General features: G+C 66.9%; 14 protein-coding genes. 13 read left to right on the plus strand and 1 reads right to left on the minus strand.

What is annotated here, in order from left to right; translation table 11 throughout:
* The first annotated feature begins 51 nt into the window (after nucleotides 1–51).
* Entirely contained in the window at nucleotides 52–615 is a 564-nt protein-coding gene (gene efp / locus QNO10_RS06505; RefSeq protein WP_227911484.1) for an elongation factor P, read from the plus strand.
* Nucleotides 612–1,022 carry a transcription antitermination factor NusB gene (nusB, locus tag QNO10_RS06510; RefSeq protein WP_229948550.1) on the plus strand — a complete coding sequence of 137 codons (411 nt, stop codon included), beginning with the start codon at nucleotides 612–614 and terminating at the stop codon, nucleotides 1,020–1,022. Before efp ends, nusB begins: the two co-directional genes overlap by 4 nt.
* 45 nt (nucleotides 1,023–1,067) lie before the next feature.
* Here the strand turns inward: nusB and QNO10_RS06515 are convergent, their stop codons facing one another.
* Complete coding sequence (locus QNO10_RS06515) at nucleotides 1,068–2,273, minus strand: PrsW family intramembrane metalloprotease (RefSeq protein ID WP_229948548.1); 1,206 nt, start codon at nucleotides 2,271–2,273, stop codon at nucleotides 1,068–1,070.
* 144 nt (nucleotides 2,274–2,417) lie between these two features.
* On the opposite strand from QNO10_RS06515, the gene pyrR reads away from it, so the two are divergent.
* From pyrR to coaBC, 11 genes are all read left to right on the plus strand, one after another.
* Complete coding sequence (pyrR, locus tag QNO10_RS06520; RefSeq protein ID WP_229948546.1) at nucleotides 2,418–3,002, plus strand: bifunctional pyr operon transcriptional regulator/uracil phosphoribosyltransferase PyrR; 585 nt, start codon at nucleotides 2,418–2,420, stop codon at nucleotides 3,000–3,002.
* A complete protein-coding gene (locus QNO10_RS06525; RefSeq protein ID WP_229948544.1) occupies nucleotides 2,999–3,994 on the plus strand; it encodes an aspartate carbamoyltransferase catalytic subunit in 996 nt (331 codons plus the stop codon). The genes pyrR and QNO10_RS06525 overlap by 4 nt, the downstream gene beginning before the upstream one ends.
* Nucleotides 3,991–5,328 carry a dihydroorotase gene (locus QNO10_RS06530; protein WP_229948542.1) on the plus strand — a complete coding sequence of 446 codons (1,338 nt, stop codon included), beginning with the start codon at nucleotides 3,991–3,993 and terminating at the stop codon, nucleotides 5,326–5,328. Before QNO10_RS06525 ends, QNO10_RS06530 begins: the two co-directional genes overlap by 4 nt.
* A complete protein-coding gene (locus tag QNO10_RS06535) occupies nucleotides 5,328–5,843 on the plus strand; it encodes a PH-like domain-containing protein (RefSeq protein ID WP_229948540.1) in 516 nt (171 codons plus the stop codon). The genes QNO10_RS06530 and QNO10_RS06535 overlap by 1 nt, the downstream gene beginning before the upstream one ends.
* A gap of 38 nt (nucleotides 5,844–5,881) precedes the next feature.
* Nucleotides 5,882–7,027 carry a glutamine-hydrolyzing carbamoyl-phosphate synthase small subunit gene (gene carA / locus QNO10_RS06540; protein ID WP_229948921.1) on the plus strand — a complete coding sequence of 382 codons (1,146 nt, stop codon included), beginning with the start codon at nucleotides 5,882–5,884 and terminating at the stop codon, nucleotides 7,025–7,027.
* Nucleotides 7,027–10,323, plus strand: a complete 3,297-nt coding sequence (carB, locus tag QNO10_RS06545) for a carbamoyl-phosphate synthase large subunit (RefSeq protein ID WP_229948537.1) — start codon at nucleotides 7,027–7,029, stop codon at nucleotides 10,321–10,323. Before carA ends, carB begins: the two co-directional genes overlap by 1 nt.
* The gene (gene pyrF / locus QNO10_RS06550) at nucleotides 10,316–11,212 is read left to right on the plus strand and encodes an orotidine-5'-phosphate decarboxylase (RefSeq protein ID WP_283995880.1); all 897 of its coding nucleotides are present in this window, start codon (nucleotides 10,316–10,318) and stop codon (nucleotides 11,210–11,212) included. Before carB ends, pyrF begins: the two co-directional genes overlap by 8 nt.
* Nucleotides 11,213–11,327: 115 nt before the next feature.
* Entirely contained in the window at nucleotides 11,328–11,645 is a 318-nt protein-coding gene (mihF, locus tag QNO10_RS06555) for an integration host factor, actinobacterial type (RefSeq protein WP_229948535.1), read from the plus strand.
* Between the two features lie 27 nt (nucleotides 11,646–11,672).
* Entirely contained in the window at nucleotides 11,673–12,257 is a 585-nt protein-coding gene (gmk, locus tag QNO10_RS06560) for a guanylate kinase (RefSeq protein WP_284162437.1), read from the plus strand.
* Nucleotides 12,258–12,283: 26 nt separating this feature from the next.
* Nucleotides 12,284–12,547: a DNA-directed RNA polymerase subunit omega gene (rpoZ, locus tag QNO10_RS06565; protein ID WP_231707475.1), complete on the plus strand. Its 264-nt coding sequence runs from the start codon at nucleotides 12,284–12,286 to the stop codon at nucleotides 12,545–12,547.
* A gap of 30 nt (nucleotides 12,548–12,577) precedes the next feature.
* On the plus strand, nucleotides 12,578–13,822 hold the full coding sequence (gene coaBC, locus QNO10_RS06570; protein ID WP_229948530.1) for a bifunctional phosphopantothenoylcysteine decarboxylase/phosphopantothenate--cysteine ligase CoaBC: 1,245 nt from the start codon (nucleotides 12,578–12,580) through the stop codon (nucleotides 13,820–13,822).
* Nucleotides 13,823–13,873: the final 51 nt, after the last annotated feature.

Consider the following 13,873-nt stretch of genomic DNA (forward strand, 5'->3'; position numbering starts at 1 on the left):
TTGAATAAAACGTACTTTGACTAACGACTGACGAACAACGGAAGAGAAACTGTGGCGACGACCAACGACATCAAGAACGGCACCGTGCTGAAGCTTGAAGGCAACCTCTGGAGCATCATCGAGTTCCAGCACGTGAAGCCGGGCAAGGGTGGTGCGTTCGTCCGTACCAAGATGCGCAACGTGACCTCGGGCAAGGTAGTGGACAAGACGTTCAACGCCGGCATCAAGGTCGAGACCGCCACGGTGGACCGCCGCGATTACCAGTACCTGTACCAGGACGGCGAAGACTACGTCTTCATGGACACCTCCGATTTCGACCAGCTGACGGTTCCCGGCAAGATCGTCGGTGACAACGCGAACTTCATGATGGAGTCCATGATGGTCACCATCGCCATCCATGAAGGTTCGCCGCTGTACATCGAGCTGCCGCCGTCGGTCACCATGGAAATCACCTACACCGAGCCGGGCCTGCAGGGCGACCGCTCGACCGGCGGCACGAAGCCCGCCACCATCGAGACCGGTTACGAGATCCAGGTGCCCCTGTTCCTGGAACAGGGCACCAAGGTCAAGGTTGACACCCGCACCGGCGACTACCTGGGACGCGTTAACGAGTGAGCGCACGCAGTAAAGCACGGACCCGGGCACTGGAGGTCCTCTTCGAAGCCGAACAGCGTTCGATGTCGGCCTTCGATGCCATTCGGGCCCGCCGCGAAAAGACCGACCAGACCATCAACCCCTACACCATGGACCTGGTGGAAGGCGTGGTTGCGATGCAGGAGCAGATCGACGAGTTCCTGAGCACATATTCGCAGGGCTGGACGCTTGATCGCATGCCTTCGGTGGACCGCATCATTCTCCGCCTGGGCACGTGGGAACTTCTCTACAACGACGACGTTCCCGACAAGGTGGCCATCAGCGAAGCCGTGGAACTGGCGAAAGCACTCTCCACGGACGAATCCCCGGCCTTCATCAACGGCCTCCTGGGCCGGCTGCAGGAACTGAAGCCGTCCCTGCTGGCGTAGACAGAACATCAAAAAGACCGGCCCCTCGGGGCCGGTCTTTTTGCGTTAGCGGAGCCGCTGTCCCGCCAGCATGCCGGTCCGGATCGCCGTAATTTCACCCAGCAGGCCCCGTTCGGTTTCCAGGTTCGTGGCAACGTCGCGGCCGGCGGCAATCTGCTGCCGGGTCAACGCGAGCCGGGTGGCGCGGCGGATGAATTCCTTCATCACCGGAGCCACGCCGCTGGCCCGGGCCCAGCCCATGGCCTGGCGCCGGCCGGACCCCGTGGACAGCATCCCCACTTCCGCGGGAGTGAACCAGCCGGCGGAAGCGTACTCCGCCAGCCGGCGCCTCGTCAGGCGCTGTTCAGCCCGGCGCAACAGCCAGACGCCGGTGACCGCTGCGGCGAAGAAGGGTACCTGGAGCACAAAGTAGAAGAGGAAGAAGTCCCCGAACAGCAACGCCGGTCCGGCGTTCCAGAGCATGTGCCCCAGGATCGCCGGAATCAGTCCGATGACAAAGGCGGGCAGAATCCAGGCGTTGCCCGCCCGGCGCGATGCCAGGCCCAGGGCGAGCCCGGTGCAGGCGGTGAACAGCACATGCGCGAAGGGGGAGAGCAGCCCGCGGAGGATGAAGGTAAAACCGAGCTGGTAGACGGTGTCCGGGCCGGCGGCCAATAGTGCCGAACCGAAATAGAGGATGTTCTCCGTAAAGGCGAAGCCCGCAGCCACCGCGGCGGCAAACACTATGCCGTCCACCGGCCCGTCAAAGATCCGCCGGCGGACCAGCAGCAGCAGGAGAATTCCCAGCCCCTTGGCCGTTTCCTCCACCACCGGGGCCTGGACCACCGGGCCCACCAGGTCGGCTGTACCTGCCGGCACCACCTGCAGCAGCGCAAGCGTGACGTACGGGCCGACCAGCAGGGCAGCCGCGACCGAAACCCCGGCACCCCAGAGGAAGGAAAACAGCAGGGCGCTGCGGGGTTCCGGCTCCCAGCGGTCCACCCACCGGATCCCCAGGCCACAGATGGCCAGGGGCACCAAGGCCAGGAAGCCGCAGATAATGAAGGCCGGCGGGCCAAGGCGGCTGAGCAGGAACAGGCCAACCCAGGCCAGCACCACAGCGGAGAGCACCGTCAGCACCACCATGGCAGCCAGCCCCTTATCCCGCCGTGGCGCCGGAGGCGTCCAGAACGGCTGGACGGGGGCGGAACCGTGGGCGGGTCCGTAGCCGGGAGGCGCGGGATGCGTACGGACGGGATCGGGAAGGCTCATGTTCGGGACCTGGTCATAGCAGTCAGGATAGTTCGCCGGCGGGCATACCCCGCACCCGGCGGACGCCGGTATGCCCTGTGATAGCTTGAAGGCGCATTCAACCTTTAAATTCCGTCCTGTGAGGCGGGGAAGGAGGAAGCGGAAATGACGGGCAACGACGCCGTATCCACCCGTACCGTTCTGTCTTCAGCTGACATTGACCGCGCCCTGACGCGCATTGCCCACGAGATCCTCGAGGCGAACAAGGGACCCGAGGACCTGGTCCTAATGGGCATTCCACGCCGCGGATATCCGCTGGCCCGGCGCCTCGCCGCCAAAATCGCCGCAGCCGCCCCGGGCGTTGATCCCGCTGCCATCACGGGCCAGCTCGACGTCACCATGTTCCGGGACGATCTTGCCCGCCGGCCCACCCGGCCTCCGTATGCCACCCGCGTTCCGGTGACCGGAATCGACGACAAAGTAGTGGTCCTGGTGGACGACGTGCTGTATTCGGGCCGCACGATCCGCTCGGCACTGGACGCACTGGTGGACCTGGGCCGGCCGCGCATCGTCCGGCTGGCGGTACTGGTTGACCGCGGGCACCGGGAGCTGCCCATCCGCCCCGACCATGTGGGGAAGAACCTGCCCACCGCGTCCCGGGAGCAGGTGCGGGTCCGGCTGACGGAGAGCGACACCGCCGCCACAGGTGAACCGGCCACAGACGAGGTTGTCATCGAGGGCCCTGCATGAGGCATCTGCTTTCCACCAGGGACCTGCCCCGCGGGGATGCCCTGGCCATCCTGGACACGGCCGAGGAGATGGCCGCGGTAGGGGAGCGGGAGGTCAAAAAGCTACCTGCCCTGCGCGGTCGCACAGTGGTGAACCTCTTCTTCGAGGATTCCACGCGCACCCGGATATCCTTCGAAGCCGCCGCAAAACGGCTCTCGGCCGACGTCATCAATTTCTCCGCCAAAGGCTCCTCGGTGTCCAAGGGCGAGTCGCTGAAGGACACCGCGCAGACGCTGGCTGCCATCGGGGCCGACGCCGTGGTGATCCGCCACGGCTCCTCCGGGGCACCGGCGCGGCTGGCCACGTCCGGCTGGATTAACGCTGCCGTCCTGAACGCCGGGGACGGAACACACGAGCACCCCACCCAGGCGCTGCTTGACGCCTTCACCATGCGCCGGCACTGGGCGGGGCTGCACGGCATCCCCTCTTCCGGCACCGACCTGGCCGGCATGAAGGTCATGATTGTCGGGGACGTGCTGCACTCCCGGGTGGCCCGCTCGGACCTGTGGCTGCTCCGGACCCTGGGCGCCGAGGTGACCCTGGTGGCGCCGCCCACGCTGCTGCCGTTCGGCGTCGAAAGCTGGCCGTGCACCGTCAGCTACGACCTGGACGAAGCCCTCTCTGCCGGACCGGACGTGGTGATGATGCTGCGCGTCCAGGGGGAACGGATGCACTCGGCCTTCTTCCCCTCGGTCCGCGAGTACTCCCGCCGCTGGGGCCTGGATGATGTCCGGCTGGACCGGCTGGACACCATGGGCCTGAAAGACACCATCATCATGCACCCGGGACCCATGAACCGCGGCCTGGAAATTTCCGCCCGTGCGGCTGATTCACCCCGCTCCACCGTCCTGGAACAGGTCAGCAACGGCGTCGCCGTACGCATGGCTGCCCTCTACCTGCTGCTCTCCGGTGAGAACAGCCCCGCATCCACTCCGCAGGAGCAGCCCCAATGAGTCCCACAACCACCACCGGCAGCTATCTGATCCGCGGCGCCTCCGTGCTCGGCGCCGAACGCGCGGACATCCTCATCGAGGACGGCCTGATCACGGCCGTCGCCCCCGTGCTGCCGGTGCCGACGGATGCCGTCGTCCTTGAGGCGGACGGCCTGATCGCCCTGCCCGGCATGGTGGACCTGCACACGCACCTCCGCGAACCGGGCCGGGAGGATGCCGAAACAGTGGAAACGGGTTCCCGGGCCGCGGCGCTGGGCGGGTTCACCGCCGTCCATGCCATGGCCAACAGCATGCCCGTCGCCGATACCGCCGGCGTGGTGGAACAGGTCCTGAGCCTGGGGGAGCGGGCCGGCTGGGTGGATGTGCGCCCGGTCGGGGCGGTCACCGTGGGCCTGGACGGCGGGCAGCTGGCCGAACTGGGCGCAATGGCCGATTCCCGGGCGCAGGTGCGCGTCTTTTCCGACGACGGCAAATGCGTTTCGGATCCGGTGCTGATGCGCCGTGCCCTCGAATACGTCAAGGCTTTCGACGGCGTCATTGCCCAGCATGCGCAGGAACCCCGGCTGACCGAGGATGCGCAGATGAACGAGGGGGAGGTCAGCGCCGTCCTAGGACTGGCCGGCTGGCCTGCCGTTGCGGAGGAATCCATCATCGCCCGGGACGTCCTCCTGGCCCGGCACACCGGATCCCGTCTGCACGTCTGCCATGTGTCCACCGCCGGGTCCGTCGAGATTCTCCGGTGGGCCAAGGACCGCGGCATCCAGGTGACCGCCGAGGTCACCCCGCACCACCTGCTGCTGACCGATGAGCTGGTGCGCACCTACGATCCCGTCTACAAGGTGAACCCGCCGCTGCGCACCGAAGCCGATGTCCAGGCGGTCCGCCGCGGCCTGGCCGACGGCACCATCGACATCGTCGGCACCGACCACGCCCCGCACCCGAGCGAGCACAAGGAAGGCGAATGGGCGAACGCCGCCATGGGCATGACCGGCCTGGAAACCGCCCTGTCGGTGGTGCAGCACGCCATGATCGACACCGGGCTGATGGACTGGGCCGGCTTCGCGCGGGTCACGTCCACGACGCCGGCCCAGATCGGACGGCTGCCGTCCCAGGGCCGGCCCCTCGCCGCCGGTGAACCAGCCAACGTCATATTGGTGAACCCTTCTGCGCGTCGGAGGGTCGACCCTTCTAAGATGGCAACTAAGGGACGCAACAGTCCGTTTGCCGGACTGGAACTGCCCGGTGGAGTCGAAGCGGTGTTCTACGCCGGCCACCCCACCGTCCTGGACGGCAGATTGAACTCGCCCCACCCCGCTGCCGTAAAGGAATCCTGATGGAACTGGTCTTTTTCTTCCTGGGCCTGGCCGCCCTCATAATCGTGGTCCTGGGCCTGTTCGCCCTGGGCTGGCGCGGCCGGCGACGACGCCAACAGGACATTCCCCGTCCCCAGGCGCTGCCGGAGGAGCTGTCGGATCCCGGATTCCAGGCGTTGGGCCAGTACGTCGCCACCACCACCGCCGGTGACTGGCTGGACCGCGTGGCCCTGTACGGCCTGGGGTTCAAGTCCAATGCCACCGCCGCCGTCTTTCCCGAAGGCGTGCTTTTTGCCCGCTCCGGCGCCGACGATCTCTGGATCCCCCGGCAGGACCTGCACGGGGTCCGCCTCGAGCGCGGCATGGCCGGGAAATTCGTGGAAAAGGAGGGACTGGTTACCGTGACCTGGCAGCTGGGCTCCAAACGCGTGGATACCGGTTTCCGCACCCGCTCCGCCGAGGACAAGACACCCCTGGTCACCGCAATCACCGAGCTTCTGCCGGAAACGGCCACCCCTAACGAGGAACAACTGTGACAGTGCACGAGATCATCAATCCCACGCCCGCCGTCCTGATGCTTGAGGACGGGCGTACCTTCCGCGGACGTGCCTACGGCGCGCAGGGAACCGCCCTGGGCGAAGCAGTCTTCGCCACCGGCATGACCGGTTACCAGGAGACCATCACCGACCCGTCCTACGCCCGCCAGCTCGTGGTCCAGACGGCTCCGCACATCGGCAACACCGGGGTCAACGGCGACGACGCCGAGTCCCGGCGCATCTGGGTGGCCGGGTACATTGTGCGCGACGCCGCCCGGCGGCCCTCCAGCTGGCGGTCCGAGTCCACCCTGGACGAGCAGCTGGCGGAGCAGGGCGTCGTCGGCATCTCCGGCGTCGACACCCGCGCCGTGACCCGGCACCTGCGCGAACGCGGCGCCATGAAAGCCGGGATCTTCTCCGGACCCGACGCCGGCCGTCCGGACGCCGAGCTCCTCGCCGAGGTCCGCGCCCAGCAGGGCATGGAAGGCGCCCGGCTGGCCGAAGAGGTCAGCGTGGATGAAACGTACCTGATCGACCCGGCCGACCACGGCTGGGACAAGGAGCCGCTGTTCACCGTGGCGGCCATCGACCTGGGCATCAAGTCGATGACCCCGGTACGCCTGGCCGAGCGGGGGATCCGCACCTACGTGCTGCCCGCCGCCTCCACCTTCGAGGACATCACCGCCCTGAACGCGGACGGTGTGTTTATGTCCAACGGCCCCGGCGACCCGGCCACCGCCGACGTGCAGGTGAAACTGCTGCGCGAGGTCCTGGACGCCCGGATCCCGTTCTTCGGCATCTGCTTCGGCAACCAGATCCTCGGCCGCGCGCTGGGATTCGGCACCTACAAGCTGCGCTACGGCCACCGCGGCATCAACCAGCCCGTGATGGACCGGCGGACCGGGAAGGTGGAAATCACCTCGCAGAACCACGGGTTCGCCGTCGACGCCCCGCTGGATGGACCCGTCACCGCCCCCGAGGCCCGCTACGGCCGGGTGGAGGTCAGCCACGTGAGCCTGAACGACGACGTCGTGGAAGGGCTCGCCTGCCTGGACATCCCCGCATTCTCGGTCCAGTACCATCCCGAAGCCGCCGCCGGACCGCACGACTCGGCCTACCTCTTCGACCGCTTCGTGGACCTTATGGCGTCCAGCGCCGCCAGCAAAAGCAAGGAAAGCATCTAATGCCCCGCAGAACCGACCTCAAGTCCGTCCTGGTCATCGGCTCCGGCCCGATCGTCATTGGCCAGGCAGCGGAATTCGACTATTCCGGCACGCAGGCGCTGCGGGTGCTCAAGGAGGAGGGCCTGCGGGTCATCCTCGTGAACTCCAACCCGGCCACGATCATGACCGATCCGGAGTTCGCCGACGCCACGTACGTGGAACCGATCACCCCGGAGGTAGTCGAGAAGATCATCGCCAAGGAACGCCCCGACGCCATCCTGCCCACCCTGGGCGGGCAGACCGCCCTGAACACCGCCATCGCGCTGGACAAGAGCGGCGCCCTGGAGAAGTACAACGTGGAGCTGATCGGCGCGAACATCGCCGCAATCGAACTCGGTGAGGACCGCGAAAAGTTCAAGGGCGTCGTCGAACGCTGCGGTGCCGAATCGGCCAAGTCGATCATTGTGCACAGCATGGACGAAGCCTTCGCCGCCGCGGAGAAGCTGGGCTACCCGATGGTGGTCCGCCCCTCCTTCACCATGGGAGGCCTCGGCTCCGGCCTGGCGTACAGCGCCGAGGACCTGCGCCGGATCGCCGGGGCCGGCATCCAGTACAGCCCCACCTCCGAGGTATTGCTCGAAGAGAGCATCCTCGGCTGGAAGGAATACGAGCTGGAAATGATGCGGGATAAGAACGACAACGTGGTGGTTGTCTGTTCCATCGAGAACTTCGACCCGGTGGGTGTGCACACGGGGGACTCCATCACGGTGGCCCCCGCCATGACCCTCACCGACCGCGAGTACCAGAAGCTGCGTAACATCGCGATCGCGGTCATCCGCGAAGTGGGCGTGGACACCGGCGGCTGCAACATCCAGTTCGCCATCGAACCGGACACCGGCCGGGTGGTCGTCATTGAAATGAACCCGCGCGTCTCCCGTTCCTCCGCCCTGGCCTCCAAGGCCACCGGCTTCGCCATCGCCAAGATCGCCACCAAGCTTTCCCTCGGCTACACCCTGGACGAGATCCCGAACGACATCACCAAGAAGACCCCGGCGTCGTTCGAACCCACCCTGGACTACGTGGTGGTGAAGGTCCCGCGGTTCGCGTTCGAGAAGTTCCCCGCGGCGGACCCCACCCTGACCACCACGATGAAGTCCGTGGGCGAAGCCATGGCGATCGGCCGCAACTTCACCGAAGCACTGCAGAAGGCGCTGCGCTCCTTGGAACAGAGGGGCGCCACGCTGTCCTTCGACCCGGTCGATGCCGCCGATGTGCCTGGACTCATTGAAGCTTCCAAACGGCCCACCACCGCCCGCCTGCAGCAGGTGCAGCAGGCGCTGCTGGGCGGGGCGTCCATTGAGCAGCTCTTCGACGCCACCGGCATCGACCCCTGGTATCTGGACCAGCTGGTGCTGATCAATGAAACGGCGGAGCAGATCCGTTCAGCGCCGTCGGTCAACGAGGACATCCTGCGCCTGGCCAAGAGGCACGGTTTCTCCGACGAGCAGATCGGCGCGCTGACCAACACCCCCGAAGCGGTCATACGCGGTGTCCGGCACGCACTGAACGTACGCCCGGTCTACAAGACCGTGGATACCTGCGCTGCCGAGTTCGCCGCCTACACGCCGTACCACTACTCCTCCTACGACGAGGAGGACGAGGTGGCCGAGCACGCCAGGCCGTCCATCATCATCCTCGGCTCCGGGCCGAACCGGATTGGACAGGGCATTGAGTTCGACTACTCCTGCGTCCACGCGACCATGGCGCTGCGCGAGGCCGGCCACGAGACCGTGATGATCAACTGCAACCCGGAAACGGTCTCCACCGACTACGACATCTCCGACCGGCTCTACTTCGAGCCGCTGACCTTGGAGGATGTCCTCGAGGTCATCGCCGCGGAGCAGCGCACCGGCGGTGTGCTGGGCGTCTTTGTCCAGCTGGGCGGGCAGACACCGCTGAAGCTGGCGCAGGCCCTGGCCGACGCCGGAGTGCCGATCCTGGGCACCTCTCCCGCGGCGATCGACCTGGCCGAACACCGAGGAGCGTTCCAGCAGGTGCTGGACGAGGGTGGGCTGACCGCCCCGAAGAACGGCACCGCCGTGTCCTTCGAGGACGCCAAGCGCGTAGCGGACGAGATCGGCTACCCCGTGCTGGTCCGCCCGTCCTACGTGCTGGGCGGCCGCGGCATGGAGATCGTGTACGACGAAGCGAACCTGTCCCGCTACATCACAAATGCCACGGAGATCACCCCGGACCATCCTGTCCTGGTGGACCGGTTCCTGGAAGACGCCATCGAGATCGACGTCGACGCGCTCTTCGACGGCACCGACCTCTACATGGGCGGAATCATGGAGCACATCGAGGAAGCCGGCATCCATTCCGGCGACTCCGCGTGCGTGCTGCCGCCGATTACCTTCGGCACCGACGTGATCGACCGGGTCCGCGAGGCCACCCGGGTGATCGCGGCCGGCGTCGGCGTCCGCGGCCTGATCAACATCCAGTTCGCCCTGGCCTCGGACATCCTCTACGTCATCGAAGCGAACCCGCGGGCCTCCCGCACGGTGCCGTTCGTGTCCAAAGCCACCGGCGTCCAGCTGGCCAAGGCCGCGGCGCTGATCGGCACCGGCAGCAGCATTGCCGAGCTGCGGGCGGCCGGGAAGCTGACCGCCGACGGCGACGGATCCACCCTTCCGCTGGATGCCCCCGTGTCCGTGAAAGAAGCGGTGCTGCCGTTCAGCCGTTTCCGCACGCCGGAAGGCACCGTGGTGGACTCCCTGCTGGGCCCGGAAATGCGGTCCACCGGCGAGGTCATGGGCATCGACAAGTACTTCGACACGGCCTTCGCCAAATCCCAGGCCGCCGCGAACAGTGCCCTGCCCACCGCGGGCAAGGTCTTCGTCTCGGTCGCGAACCGTGACAAGCGCTCGATCATCATGCCGGTGAAGCTGATGAGCGACCTTGGCTTCGAGATCCTCTCCACCGGCGGCACGGCCGAGGTGCTGCGCCGCAACGGCATCACCGCCACCGTGGTGCGCAAGGTCGGCGAGGGCGCCGGACCGAACGGGGAGGGGACCGTGGTGGACCTGATCACCGCCGGCGAAATCAACCTGGTGGTGAACACTCCCTCCGGCGGCCAGGCCCGCGGTGACGGATACGAGATCCGTGCCGCCGCGACGTCGATCGGCTGCCCGGTGGTCACCACTGTCTCCGAGTTCGGCGCGGCCGTCCAGGCGATCGAGGCCATGCGCTCCTACGAATGGGACGTCACCTCCCTGCAGGAACACGCGGCCCGGCTGAAGGCCGCCACCGGTGCCTGAGGCGGGACCGGCCGTACGTTCTGCCTTCGGCACCCGCCTGCGGGCGGCGATGGACCGCCGGGGGCAGCTGTGCGTCGGCATTGATCCGCATCCCGGGCTGCTGGCGGACTGGGGCCTGAACGATGACGCCGCCGGGGTGGAGCGCTTCTCCCTCACCGTCCTGGAGGCGGTGGGGGAGCAGGCCGCCGCGTTGAAGCCCCAGGTGGCGTTGTATGAACGCCACGGGTCGGCCGGCATGGCCGTCCTGGAACGCCTGCTGGCCGCCTGTGCGGAGGCTGGAGTGCTCAGCATCGCCGACGCCAAGCGCGGCGATATCGGCTCTACCATGGCAGCCTATGCCGACGCCTGGCTGCGCGACGGTTCGCCGCTGGCAGCCGACGCGGTGACGCTGAGCCCCTACCTCGGGTTCGGCTCCCTGCGTCCGGCCCTGGACCTGGCGGCAGCGACCGGCCGCGGAGTGTTTGTCCTGGCCCTGACCTCGAATCCGGAAGGGGCCGGCGTACAGCATGCGGGCGGACCGCCCCTGGCCGGACGTGCCGTGGCGGCGCGGATCGTGGATGCCGTGGCGGCGGAAAACGCCGGTCCGGGCTCCGGTGCGGAAACAGGTGGGTCGGCGGGTCTGGGCTCCGTAGGGCTGGTGGTGGGGGCAACTGTGGGCACTGCCCTGGCGGACCTGGACATCGATCTCGCAGGCTCCCGGGCGCCGGTGCTGGCCCCCGGGCTGGGAGCACAGGGAGCCACGGCTGCCGGCCTGCGCGCGACGTTCGCCGCGGCCTACCCGAATGTCCTGGCCACCTCCAGCCGGGGCATCCTGCGGGCCGGACCCGATCCCCAGGCACTGCGCCGGGCGGCACATGAGGCAGCCCGGGAACTGGCATCCGAGGGGTAGTCGTGAAGCTTCCGGTGCCAAGCGGTTTCCATTGCAATTGGGCTTCGGTTGCGGATAAGTTCGGACCTACCAGCAGTGCCGCTGCCAGCGGTATGTCTTCGTCCGGGAGTGTCCCTTGAACCTCAAGCCACTGACAGAAGCCGAGCGTACGCGGGCGCGGGAAAAGGCCACAGCCGCCCGGGCCGTACGCGCCGAGGTGAAGTCCCGCGTCAAGTCCGGAGATCTCAGTATCGAAGAGGTCATTCTGTCCCGCTCTGGGGAGGAAGCCATAGGCCGGCTGAAGGTCATGGACCTGCTGCGCGCCCTGCCCGGTGTGGGGGAACGCCGCGCAGCTGGAATAATGGCTACGGTAGGTATAGCGCCGACCCGCCGGGTCCGGGGGTTGGGTGTGCATCAGCGCAAGGCGCTGATCGACCTGCTGGAGACCCATTGAGGCAAGCAGTTATCAGTGAATTAACGAGTGAATGAGGTTTACGTGTCGCAACCGCGGCTGACAGTTCTTGCAGGTCCAACCGCAGTTGGCAAAGGCACTGTATCCACCTATATCCGTGACAACTATCCGGAGGTCTGGCTTTCCGTGTCGGCCACCACCCGCGCCCCCCGGCCGGGTGAAGAAGACGGCGTGCATTACTTCTTCGTCAGCGCCGAGGAGTTCGATGCCATGATCGAGCAGGACCAGATGCTCGAGTGGGCCGTGGTCCACGGCCGCAACCGCTACGGAACTCTGCGGCGCACCGTTGAGGCAGCCATGGCTGAAGGTCGAAGCGTGTTGCTCGAGATCGATCTGCAGGGTGCCCGGCAGGTTCAGAAGTCCATGCCGGACGCAAATTTCGTCTTCCTGGCACCGCCGTCGTGGGACGAAATGGTCCGCCGGCTGGTAGGACGCGGAACCGAAACGCCCGAAGAGCAGCAGCAACGGCTGGAAACCGCTAAACTGGAACTTGCTGCCGAGTCCGAGTTCGATCACACCGTCATTAATGACGACGTCCAGCGGGCTGCAGCTGAGCTTGTATCACTCATGGGAATCAGTCCGCGCACGCGCTGACAAACCGCGAATCCCGTTCAAGAATTTTGGAGAACCCTGTGTCTGAAGGCATCATCAACCCGCCGATCGACGACCTGCTGAACGTAGCCGACTCGAAGTACGCGCTGGTCATCTACGGTGCCAAGCGCGCCCGCCAGATCAACGCCTACTACTCCCAGCTGCACGAGGGCCTGTTCGAGTACGTCGGCCCGCTGGTGGAAACCAAGCTGAACGAAAAGCCGCTGTCCATCGCCCTGCGCGAGATCAACGACGGCATGCTCGTGTCGCGTCCGAGCGAGAGCGCCGAGTAAAGCTCAGCAACCACAGGGGGAGGCGGCAGCGTGCGCATAGTGCTGGGCGTTGGCGGCGGCATTGCCGCCTATAAGGCTGCGTCGCTGCTGCGGCTTTTCACCGAGGCCGGGCATAACGTCACCGTTGTCCCCACCGAATCCTCCAAGCAGTTCGTCGGAGTGGCCACCTGGGAGGCTCTCTCCGGCAATCCCGTTTCCTCCTCGGTCTTTGACGAGGTGGAGAAGGTCAACCATGTGCGGCTCGGCCATGAGGCGGACCTGATTGTGGTGGCCCCGGCCACGGCCGATCTGCTGGCCCGGGCCGCCGGCGGCCAGGCCAATGACCTGCTGACCAACACCCTGTTGATGGCCCGCGGTCCCGTGGTCTTCGCTCCGGCGATGCACACCGAGATGTGGACCCATCCCGCGACGGCGGCCAACGTTGCCACGCTGCGCAGCCGGGGCGCCGTCGTCCTGGAACCCGGCATCGGACGGCTGACCGGCAAGGACACCGGTCCCGGCCGCCTGCCGGAACCCGAAGCAATCTTCGCCGCCGCACTGGCCGCCGTCGACGACGGCGCAGCCGAAGCCACGCGCGTCCTCACCGGATCCACGGTCACCATCACAGCCGGCGGCACCCGTGAACCGCTGGATCCGGTACGGTTCCTCGGCAACCGGTCCTCCGGCAAGCAGGGGACAGCCCTGGCGGAAGCCGCACTGGCCGCCGGTGCCCGGGTCCGGCTGATCGCAGCGCATATGGACGTTCCGGCTCCACGAGGCGTCGAGCTGGTCCGGGTGGAAACAGCCCTTGAACTGCGTGCCGCGGCCCACGCCGCAGCCGCGGACTCCGACGTCGTCATCATGGCCGCTGCAGTGGCGGACTTCCGTCCGTCCGAGGTGGTGGACACCAAGATCAAGAAGCGCGACGACGAAGCGGACCCCGTCATCACCCTGGTCCGTAATCCGGACATCCTGCAGGAACTCGTCCACGCACGCGACACGGCCGGGACCGGCATTCCGAAACTCATTGTCGGCTTTGCCGCCGAAACCGGCGACGCCAACGGCGACGTGCTGGAATACGGCCGCAAGAAACTGGCCCGTAAAGGCTGCGACCTGCTGGTGCTCAACCGCGTCGGCACCTCCCTGGTCTTCGGCCAGGACGAGACCGAGGTGAGGATTCTCTCACCCGCCGACTCTGGGCAGGAAGCAGTGGAAAGCGTGGCCGGGACCAAAGCGGACGTATCCGCCCGCATCGTCGCCCGGATTGCGGCGGAACTCGCCGCCCGCAGCGACTGACGCCGCAGCCCGGCCCGTGCCGGGATGGTCGGTGCCGCCCGGTAGAGTAAA

Origin of the sequence: Arthrobacter sp. zg-Y919, from assembly GCF_030142045.1 — a bacterium.
GTDB lineage: Bacteria > Actinomycetota > Actinomycetes > Actinomycetales > Micrococcaceae > Arthrobacter_B.

What these genes read in the sequence shown, in the direction of transcription:
- carA (WP_229948921.1), top strand. Translation starts at nt 5,882, where the DNA reads ATGCTTGAGGACGGGCGTACCTTCCGCGGACGTGCCTACGGCGCGCAG.
- QNO10_RS06515 (WP_229948548.1), bottom strand. Translation starts at nt 2,273, where the DNA reads ATGAGCCTTCCCGATCCCGTCCGTACGCATCCCGCGCCTCCCGGCTAC.
- QNO10_RS06525 (WP_229948544.1), top strand. Translation starts at nt 2,999, where the DNA reads ATGAGGCATCTGCTTTCCACCAGGGACCTGCCCCGCGGGGATGCCCTG.
- carB (WP_229948537.1), top strand. Translation starts at nt 7,027, where the DNA reads ATGCCCCGCAGAACCGACCTCAAGTCCGTCCTGGTCATCGGCTCCGGC.
- QNO10_RS06535 (WP_229948540.1), top strand. Translation starts at nt 5,328, where the DNA reads ATGGAACTGGTCTTTTTCTTCCTGGGCCTGGCCGCCCTCATAATCGTG.
- pyrR (WP_229948546.1), top strand. Translation starts at nt 2,418, where the DNA reads ATGACGGGCAACGACGCCGTATCCACCCGTACCGTTCTGTCTTCAGCT.
- QNO10_RS06530 (WP_229948542.1), top strand. Translation starts at nt 3,991, where the DNA reads ATGAGTCCCACAACCACCACCGGCAGCTATCTGATCCGCGGCGCCTCC.